This window comes from Candidatus Frankia alpina (assembly GCF_902806485.1).
Taxonomy (GTDB): Bacteria; Actinomycetota; Actinomycetes; order Frankiales; family Frankiaceae; genus Frankia; species Frankia alpina.
On the sequence record NZ_CADCWT010000205.1, the window covers coordinates 1 to 8,627 of the forward strand.

9 protein-coding genes are annotated in these 8,627 nt (G+C 71.2%); 6 read left to right on the top strand and 3 right to left on the bottom strand.

Annotation, left to right across the window (positions count from 1 at the left end):
• Positions 1-15 precede the first annotated feature (15 nt).
• A complete protein-coding gene (locus tag G6R25_RS18435; protein WP_235948991.1) occupies positions 16-1,212 on the top strand; it encodes an ABC transporter substrate-binding protein in 1,197 nt (398 codons plus the stop codon).
• A gap of 112 nt (positions 1,213-1,324) precedes the next feature.
• Here the strand turns inward: G6R25_RS18435 and G6R25_RS31880 are convergent, their stop codons facing one another.
• The 3 genes from G6R25_RS31880 to G6R25_RS18445 all read right to left on the bottom strand — a co-directional run bounded on the left by G6R25_RS31880 (position 1,325) and on the right by G6R25_RS18445 (position 3,306).
• Complete coding sequence (locus G6R25_RS31880; protein WP_235948986.1) at positions 1,325-2,017, bottom strand: ferredoxin--NADP reductase domain-containing protein; 693 nt, start codon at positions 2,015-2,017, stop codon at positions 1,325-1,327.
• A complete protein-coding gene (locus G6R25_RS31885; RefSeq protein ID WP_235948989.1) occupies positions 1,984-2,721 on the bottom strand; it encodes an FAD-dependent oxidoreductase in 738 nt (245 codons plus the stop codon). The genes G6R25_RS31880 and G6R25_RS31885 overlap by 34 nt, the downstream gene beginning before the upstream one ends.
• A gap of 171 nt (positions 2,722-2,892) precedes the next feature.
• Positions 2,893-3,306 (bottom strand): nuclear transport factor 2 family protein, encoded by a 414-nt coding sequence (locus G6R25_RS18445; RefSeq protein ID WP_163553974.1) that lies wholly within the window; start codon positions 3,304-3,306, stop codon positions 2,893-2,895.
• 215 nt (positions 3,307-3,521) lie between these two features.
• On the opposite strand from G6R25_RS18445, the gene G6R25_RS18450 reads away from it, so the two are divergent.
• From G6R25_RS18450 to G6R25_RS31895, 5 genes are all read left to right on the top strand, one after another.
• Positions 3,522-3,971, top strand: a complete 450-nt coding sequence (locus tag G6R25_RS18450; protein ID WP_163553975.1) for a helix-turn-helix transcriptional regulator — start codon at positions 3,522-3,524, stop codon at positions 3,969-3,971.
• A gap of 5 nt (positions 3,972-3,976) precedes the next feature.
• A complete protein-coding gene (locus tag G6R25_RS18455; RefSeq protein ID WP_163553976.1) occupies positions 3,977-4,387 on the top strand; it encodes a VOC family protein in 411 nt (136 codons plus the stop codon).
• Positions 4,388-4,428: 41 nt separating this feature from the next.
• Positions 4,429-6,912, top strand: coding sequence for an ATP-binding cassette domain-containing protein (locus G6R25_RS18460; protein ID WP_163553977.1), 2,484 nt, complete (start codon positions 4,429-4,431; stop codon positions 6,910-6,912).
• A gap of 130 nt (positions 6,913-7,042) precedes the next feature.
• Positions 7,043-7,633, top strand: a complete 591-nt coding sequence (locus tag G6R25_RS31890) for a flavin-containing monooxygenase (protein WP_235948990.1) — start codon at positions 7,043-7,045, stop codon at positions 7,631-7,633.
• A gap of 44 nt (positions 7,634-7,677) precedes the next feature.
• On the top strand, positions 7,678-8,627 hold a 950-nt coding region (locus G6R25_RS31895; protein ID WP_473246913.1), incomplete at its 3' end, for a flavin-containing monooxygenase.

Consider the following 8,627-nt stretch of genomic DNA (forward strand, 5'->3'; position numbering starts at 1 on the left):
GCCGGGAATGGCTCACTGTCCGGCTGTATCGTGGCCTTCGCCGCTTTATTACTCACCGTGTCGGCCTGTGGGGGCAGCAGCGATGGCGGGGCGAAGGTCGACGCCCCGCCCGCCAACGCCACAGCAGCACCCACCGGAACACCGTTGAAGATCGGTAACGTGGGCCTGTACAGCGGCGCCTTCGGCCCGCAGAACCAGCGCGGGCTCGACGCCCTCGTCGCCTGGTCGAAGTGGGTCAACGCGCACGGCGGCCTCGCCGGCCACCCGGTCGAGGTGATCAGCCGAGACGACCAGGGCGACCCGACAAAGTCGATCGCCGCCGTCCACCAGCTCGTCGAGCAGGACAAGGTCATCGCCCTCGTCGGCAACTTCGCCGGCGCCACCGACGGTTCCTGGCGCAGCTACGTCGAGCAGCACAACATCCCCGTCATCGGCGGGATCACCACGACGGCCCAGTACGGCAAGTCGCCGATGTTCTTCGCCGCGACGTCCAACTCGGTCGAGTACCTCACCGGCGAGGTGTACAGCGTGAAGCTCGCCGGCTCGCCGAAGTTCGGCACGATCGTCTGTGCCGAGCAGGCCGCCTGCGCGGAGGCCAACGGCCTGATCTCCGGCATCTCCGCCCGCCTGGGGATCGCCTCGGCGGGCGTGCAGACTGCCTCGGCCTCGGCGCCGAACTACACCTCGCAGTGCCTGTCGCTGCGCAGCGCGGGCGTGAAGGCCGTCATCACCAACGTGCCCGCCCAGGTCACCGAGCGGCTCATCAAGGACTGCTCGACGCAGCGCTTCCAGCCGACCTACATCTTCTCCGGCGGCGTGTTCCAGCAAAACCTCATCCAGCCGGCCAGCGAGGGCGCGTGGCTGACCTCCGGGGCCCCGCTGTGGTTCGGTGACAAGCCCTACCTGGCCGACTTCACCGCCGCGCTGAAGCAGTACACCAAGAACGACCCGGACGGCTTCGCCAGCCGCGGCTGGCAGGCGGGGCTGTTCTTCGCCGCCGCGGCGAAGAACGTCTCGGCGACGCCCACCAGCGCCGAGATCCTCGACGGGCTGTACGCGCTGAGCGGCCAGTCCCTCGGCGAGTGGTCGCCCCCGCTGAAGTTCACGAAGGGCCAGCCCAACCAGGTCGGCGCCTGCAACTGGTACGCCAAGGTCGTCGGCGGCAAGCTGACGACCCCCAAGGGGGACAAGCCCGTCTGCGTGGAGAACTGAGTGGAGAACTGATCCGAGCGGCGATCCGCTGCTGACCGGCCGCTCCGGTCCCCCCGCACGGCGGGACCGGAGCCGGCACCGGACCGAGCCACCCGGTCACCGGGTCGCCGGGTCAGACGGTCAGGGTGCGGTTGAGCGCGGTGTCGACGAGCGCGTCGAGCGTGGTCAGCTTCACCCGCGGCCGGCCCGCCGGCTTCCCGGACGCCCGCTCGGCCGCGTCGATGAGCCGCCAGCCGGACTCCGTCACCAGCTCGGGCTGGCGCTCGCGCAGCCAGGACTCGGCCTCGCCCACCGGGTCAACGCCGCCGGCCCCCGGGTGGTGCACCAGCCGGCCCTCGGCCACATCGGCCAGCAGCGTGGCGACCGTCTCCACGGCGCACTTGCGGTTCGTCCCGATGATTCCGGTCGGACCGCGCTTGATCCAGCCGGCGACGTACTCGCGGTCCGCCCCGGCGACCCGCCCGGCGTCGTTGGGGATGATCCCGCGGCGCTCGTCGAACGGCAGGCCCATCAGCGGCAGGCCCTTGTAGCCCACCGCCCGCACGACCAGATCGGCCGCCAGCACCTCCCGCTCCCCGGTGTCGACGGCGCTGACCCAGCCCTCGGCATCCACCTCCAGCCGGTTGCGGGCGAACACCACCTCGGCCACCCTTCCCTCCCCGCGAATCTCGACCGGAGAACGCAGGAAGCGCAGCGCCAGCTGCCGCCCCGCCGACGCCGCGGTCTGCCCTGCTGCGGCGTAGCCGCGCAGGATCGCGAGGTTACGCAGGATCAGCCGCGACAGCTTCTCCTCGCCGGGTTGCACCTCGACCTCCGCGGGATCGAGGTCCACCGGGGAGCCGGTGAACTCGGGCAGCTCCCGCAGCTCGGCGGTCGTGAACGCCGCCTGCGCCGGCCCACCACCACGACCTCCTCCAGCGTGCTGGCGCGCAGGACGTCGAGGGCGTGATCGGCGATGTCGGTCGCGGCCAGCCGCTCGACCGGGGAGCACAGGATCCGCGCCACGTCGAGCGCGACGTTGCCCGCCCCGATCACCACCGCACGCCGGCCGGACAGGTCGGGCGCCCGGTCGGCGAAATCGGGATGGCCGTTGTACCAGCCCACCACGTCCACCGCGGACACGCTGCCCGGCAGGTCCTCGCCGGGGATGCCCAGGCGCCGCTCGCCCTGCGCACCCACCGTGTACACCACCGCGTCGTAGCGCTCGACCAGCTCCTCGCGGGAGACGTGCAGACCCACCTCGACGTTGCCGAAGAAGCGGAAACGCTCGTCGGCCGCGGTCACCGCGTACACCGACGCCGCCGCCTTGATCTTCGGATGGTCCGGCGCCACCCCGGCCCGCACCAGGCCCCACGGCGTGGCCAGCCGCTCGTAGAGGTCCACCCGGACCGCGACGCCGCTCTGTTCCAGCAGCGCGCCCGCGGTGTAGAAGCCGGCCGGGCCGGAACCGATGACGGCGACGGTCAGCGGTGCGGCGGTCAACGGGGTGTTCACGGCATCATCGGCCATAAGGCGACTCCTTCGGACGAACGGTTACCCGGCCAGACCCCTACCGGGCGACCGCGCGGACACGCCCTCCACCGGCCGACGCGTGCCACCGGAGGGGATCACAGCCACGATCCTCCGATGACACCGGCCGGTGGGTCGACCGATCGATTCGCCGGGGTCGGCGCGTCGCGGTCAGGCCCCCGGCCCGCGCAGCGCGACGGGTGCCAGCGGCGAGTTCGCGGCGGAGCCCTCGACCGTCACGCGGCGACGGGCGAACCGCCACGTACCGTTGACCTCGACGACCTCGTCGCGGTAGGTGCCCCAGTGGTCCAGCCCGCGGATGCCGATGTACTGGAAGTAGGCGTAGGTGGCGGCGCCGCCCTCCGCGTGGGGGTCGATGTCGACCGTGCGGAAGCTCTCCCCCGCGCTGCGGAAGTAGGCCTCGATCGCGTCCCGGCCGACGTTGGTGTCGTCGTTGATCCGGAACACCGCGTCGGGGAGGAAGAGCTCCACCAGCGGCCCGAGCCGGCCGGAGTCGGCGAAGTACTGGTAGGACGCGAGGAGGTGGGCGGCGCCGACGCGGGTCCGCAGTTCTGCGTTGTCCATGAGATCTCCGATCGGGACTGGCGGGGGCACAGACGCGGGTCAGGCCCGGGCGGCCGGCGAGGTCCGTTCGACCGCTGAGACGCTGCTCATGGTGCCAACAGAGCACCGGCTTCGTCTACCTGTATGTGCTTATTGACGACGCGGTGGCCGCCGGCGGGGCGGGTGCGCCTGGGCCGAGCGGGCGCGGCGTGGCGTGGCGTGGCACGATTTCGCAGGTGACCAGCAGAACCGCCGAGGCACAGAATCTGCGCGACCTTGCGCGGCTGCGCCGCGTCCGCGACCGGATCGACCGGGAGTACGCTCGTCCGCTGAACGTCGAGGCGCTCGCCTGCGGCGTGCACATGTCGGCCGGGCACCTCAGCCGCGAGTTCCGACTTGCCTATGGCGAGTCGCCGTACGGCTACCTGATGACGCGGCGCATCGAGCGGGCGATGGCGCTGCTGCGCCGCGGCGACCTCAGCGTCACCGAGGTCTGCTTCGCGGTCGGCTGCTCGTCGCTGGGCACCTTCAGCAGCCGCTTCACCGAGCTGGTCGGGGTGGCGCCGAGCGTGTACCGGCGTGCGGCGGGGCGCACCGCGGCGGGGATGCCGCCGTGCGTGGCGAAACAGGTCACCAGACCGATCAGGAATCGAGAAGCGCAAGTCACTGGGCCACGCCTAGCCTGATCACCATGGATCTCACCATTCACACGACCTTCCTCCCGCACACCGACGCGGACGCCTCGCTGGCCTTCTACCGCGACGCCCTCGACTTCGAGGTCCGCAACGACGTCGGCTACGGCGGCAGGCGCTGGATCACGGTCGGCCCCGCCAAGCAGCCCGACATGTGCATCGTCCTGGAGCCGCCGGCCGCCGACCCCGGCATCACCGACGACGAGCGCCGCACCATCGTCGAGATGATGGCGAAGGGCAGCTATGCCCGCATCATCCTGGCCACCGCCGACCTCGACGACACCTTCACCCGGCTGCAGGCCAGCGGCGCCGAGGTCGTCCAGGAACCGACCGTGCAGCCGTTCGGGGTTCGCGACTGCGCCCTGCGCGACCCCGCCGGCAACCTGATCCGCATCAACGAGGTCCGCTGAGCGACCCGCGGACCCCCGCCGTAGCGAACCGGGAGGCATTGATGGTCACCACGACGGACCCACGGTCGCAGGCGCCGACCTCGGCGCCTGCGACTGCGCCCGCGCTGCACGTTGCCGACAGCCACGAGCTGATTCGCGTGCAGGGTGCGCGGGAGAACAACCTCGCCGACATCAGCATCGAGCTGCCAAAGCGCCGGCTGACGGTGTTCACCGGTGTCTCCGGTTCGGGGAAGAGCTCGCTGGTGTTCGGCACGATCGCCGCGGAGTCGCAGCGGATGATCAACGAGACGTACAGCGCCTTCGTGCAGGGTTTCCTGCCGACGCTGGCGCGGCCCGAGGTCGACGTGCTCGAGGGGCTGACGACCGCGATCATCGTCGACCAGCGGCGGATGGGCGGCGACGCCCGGTCCACGGTCGGCACCGTCACCGATGCGGGCGTGCTGCTGCTGCTGCGCATCCTGTTCAGCCGGCTCGGGCGGCCGCACATCGGCCCGCCGGGCGCGTACTCCTTCAACGTTCCCTCGGTCCGCGCGAGCGGTGCGATCACCGTCGAACGCGGTGCCGCCAAGGCGGTGAAGAAGACCTTCACCCGCACCGGCGGCATGTGTCCGCGCTGCGAGGGCCGGGGCGCGGTCACCGACTTCGACCTGACGCAGTTGTACGACGACAGCAGGTCCATCAACGACGGTGCGCTGACGATCCCCGGTTACAGCGTCGACGGCTGGTACGGGCGCATCTTCGGCGGCTGTGGCTTCTTCGACCCGGACAAGCCGATCCGCCGGTTCACCAAGCGGGAGCTGCACGACCTGCTGTACAAGGAGCCGACCAGGATCAAGGTTGACAATGTCAACCTGACGTACGAGGGCCTGATCCCGCGCATCCAGAAGTCGTTCCTGGCCAAGGACGTCGACGCGCTGCAGCCGCACGTCCGTGCGTTCGTGGAGCGGGCGGTGATCTTCACGACCTGTCCCGACTGCGGCGGCAGCCGGCTCGGCAAGGCCGCCCGATCGTCGAAAATCTCCGGGATCAGCATCGCCGACGCCTGCGCGATGCAGATCAGCGACCTCGCCCGGTGGGTCGACGAGCTGGCCGAGCCGTCGGTGGCGCCGCTGCTCACGGCGCTGCACCACACCCTCGACTCGTTCGTGGAGATCGAGCTGGGCTACCTCGCGCTCGACCGGCCGTCGGGCACGCTGTCGGGCGGCGAGGCGCAACGCGTCACGATGATCCGCCACCTCGGCTCCTCGCTCACCGACGTCACCTACGTCTTCGACGAGCCCACCATCGGCCTGCACCCCCACGACATCGCGCGAATGAACGACCTGCTGCTGCGGCTGCGGGACAAGGGCAACACGGTGCTCGTCGTGGAGCACAAGCCGGAGACGATCGCGATCGCCGACCACGTCGTCGACCTCGGCCCCGGCGCCGGAACGGCGGGCGGCACCGTCTGCTTCGAGGGCACCGTCGCCGGGCTGCGGGCCAGCGGCACCCTCACCGGCCGCCATCTCAACGACCGCGCCGCCCTCAAGGCGACGGTGCGCACGCCCACCGGCCGACTGGAGATCCGCGGCGCGACGGCGAACAACCTGCGCGACGTCGACGTCGACATCCCGCTCGGGGTGCTGGTCGTCGTCACCGGCGTCGCCGGCTCCGGCAAGAGCTCGCTCGTGCACGGCTCGCTGCCGCCCCTGTTCGGCCCGGCCGGCGCGGGCGCGGGGTCCCGGTCCACGCGGGGCGGCGACGGCGAGGCGGTCGTCGGAGCGCTGGTGTCGATCGACCAGACCGCGATCCGCGGCTCGCGCCGGAGCAACCCGGCGACGTACACCGGCCTGCTCGATCCGATCCGCACGGCGTTCGCGAAGGCCAACGGGGTGAAACCGGCGCTGTTCAGCGCCAACTCCGAGGGCGCCTGCCCCACCTGCAACGGCGCCGGCGTCATCTACACCGACCTGGCGATGATGGCCGGCGTCGCCACCACCTGCGAACAGTGCGAAGGCAAGCGGTTCGAGACATCGGTGCTGGACCACCACCTCGGCGGCCGCGACATCAGCGAGGTACTCGCGATGTCGGTGACCGAGGCCGCGGAGTTCTTCGGCGCCGGCGAGGCGCGCACGCCGGCCGCGCACGCCATCCTCGGCCGGCTCGCCAACGTCGGGCTCGGCTACCTCGCCCTCGGCCAGCCGCTGACCACCCTGTCCGGCGGCGAGCGGCAGCGACTCAAGCTGGCCACCCACCTGGCCGCCAAGGGCGGCGTCTACGTCCTCGACGAGCCGACCGCCGGCCTGCACCTCGCCGACGTCGAACACCTGCTCGGCCTGCTCGACCGGCTCGTCGACGCCGGCAGGTCGGTCATCGTCGTCGAGCACCACCAGGCGGTCATGGCCCACGCCGACTGGATCATCGACCTCGGCCCCGGCGCCGGCCACGACGGCGGCCGGATCGTCTTCGAAGGCACCCCCGCCGACCTCGTCGCTGCCCGCTCCACCCGCACCGGCGAGCACCTCGCGACCTACGTCGGCACCTGATCCATGAACAGGACGTCAGATGCTCCGTAGTCGACCACAACCGGAAGCCGCCCATCCCGGCCCTTTCCCGGCAGTCGACACGGGTGAAGCATGTTGACGCGAGCGTCAGATTCGGGCTAGCGTTCGGCGCATGCCCACCGGCGCGGTCGAGGATCTCGACCTCCTGATCGTCGGCGCCGGCTTCGCCGGCATGTACGCGGTGCACCGCCTGCGCGGGCAGGGGCTGCGGGTGCGGGCCTACGACGGGGCCTACGACGTCGGCGGCACGTGGTACTGGAACCGCTACCCGGGGGCCCGCTACGACATCGAGAGCCTGGAGTACTCCTACTCCTTCTCCGAGGAACTCCAGCAGGACTGGGAGTGGAGCCGGCGCTTCCCCGAGCAGCCGGAGATGCTCGCCTACGCCCGGCACGTGGCCGATCGGTTCGACCTGCGCCGCGACATCGCGTTCGCCACCCGGATCACGTCGGTGACGTTCGACGAGGGCGACGGGCGCTGGCTGGTCACCACCGACCGGGGGCGGCGGGTGCGGGCCCGGTTCTGCGTCATGGCGACCGGCTGTCTGTCCGTGCCGAACGTCCCCGACCTCCCGGGGGCCGACCGCTTCGCCGGGCGCATCCTGCACACCGCGACCTGGCCGGCCAGCGGGTCGGGGTCGTCGGCACCGGCGCCTCGGGCATCCAGTGCATCCCGCTCATCGCCCAGGTCGCGGGCCACCTGACCGTGTTCCAGCGCAGCGCGAACTTCAGCGTCCAGGGGCTGAACGTGGCACTGGACCCAGAGCTGGCCCACGAGCGCAAGGCGCACTACGCCGAGTACCGCGAGCGGGCCCGGCGCTCGTTCGGCGGGATGCTGCTGCGCCAGAACCGCGTCCATGCCCTCACCGCCTCCGCGCAGGAACGCGAGCGGGAGTTCTCGTCGCGCTGGGGGCTGGGCGGCTTCGAGTACATGGCCGCCTTCGACGACCTCATCTTCGACCCGGTGGCCAACGACCTCGCCGCCGACTATGTCCGCGACAAGATCCACCAGATCGTGCGCGACCCCGAGGTCGCCGCCACGCTGACGCCGACGGACCACCCGATCGGCACGAAGCGGATCTGCGTCGACAACGACTACTACGAGACGTTCAACCACGACAACGTCACCCTCGTCGACGTCCGCCGCAACCCGATCGCCGAGATCACCGAGACCGGGGTGCGGGCCGGTGGGCGGGTGCACGAGCTGGACACCCTCGTCTACGCGACCGGCTTCCATGCGATGACCGGGGCGCTGCTGGCGATGGACCTCCGCGGCCGCGGCGGGCGCCGGCTCGCCGACCACTGGGCGCACGGGCCGCGCACCTACCTGGGGCTGGGGATGAACGGGTTCCCGAACCTGTTCATCGTGGCGGGCCCCGGGAGCCCCTCGGTGATCTCCAAAGCGTTCGTCTCCCTGGAGCAGCACGTCGACTGGATCGGCGACTGCCTGGCCTACCTCGACGCCCACGACCTGGCCACGATCGAAGCGGAACCCGCCGCCGAGGACGACTGGGTGACTCAGGTCAACGCCGCCGCCGCGCGCACGCTCTACCCGCAGGCGAACTCCTGGTATCTGGGCGCGAACGTCCCGGGCCGACCGCGGGTGTTCATGCCCTACGTCGGCGGAGTCGGCCGCTACCACAAGCACTGCGCCGCCGTCGCCGCCGACGGCTACACCGGGAAGCTATTCCGAAACCG

Bases quoted from the DNA above. Each gene is read 5' to 3' on its own strand.
- G6R25_RS18455 (WP_163553976.1), top strand. From the start codon at position 3,977: ATGGATCTCACCATTCACACGACCTTCCTCCCGCACACCGACGCGGAC.
- G6R25_RS31885 (WP_235948989.1), bottom strand. From the start codon at position 2,721: ATGGCCGATGATGCCGTGAACACCCCGTTGACCGCCGCACCGCTGACC.
- G6R25_RS18445 (WP_163553974.1), bottom strand. From the start codon at position 3,306: ATGGACAACGCAGAACTGCGGACCCGCGTCGGCGCCGCCCACCTCCTC.
- G6R25_RS18460 (WP_163553977.1), top strand. From the start codon at position 4,429: ATGGTCACCACGACGGACCCACGGTCGCAGGCGCCGACCTCGGCGCCT.
- G6R25_RS31890 (WP_235948990.1), top strand. From the start codon at position 7,043: ATGCCCACCGGCGCGGTCGAGGATCTCGACCTCCTGATCGTCGGCGCC.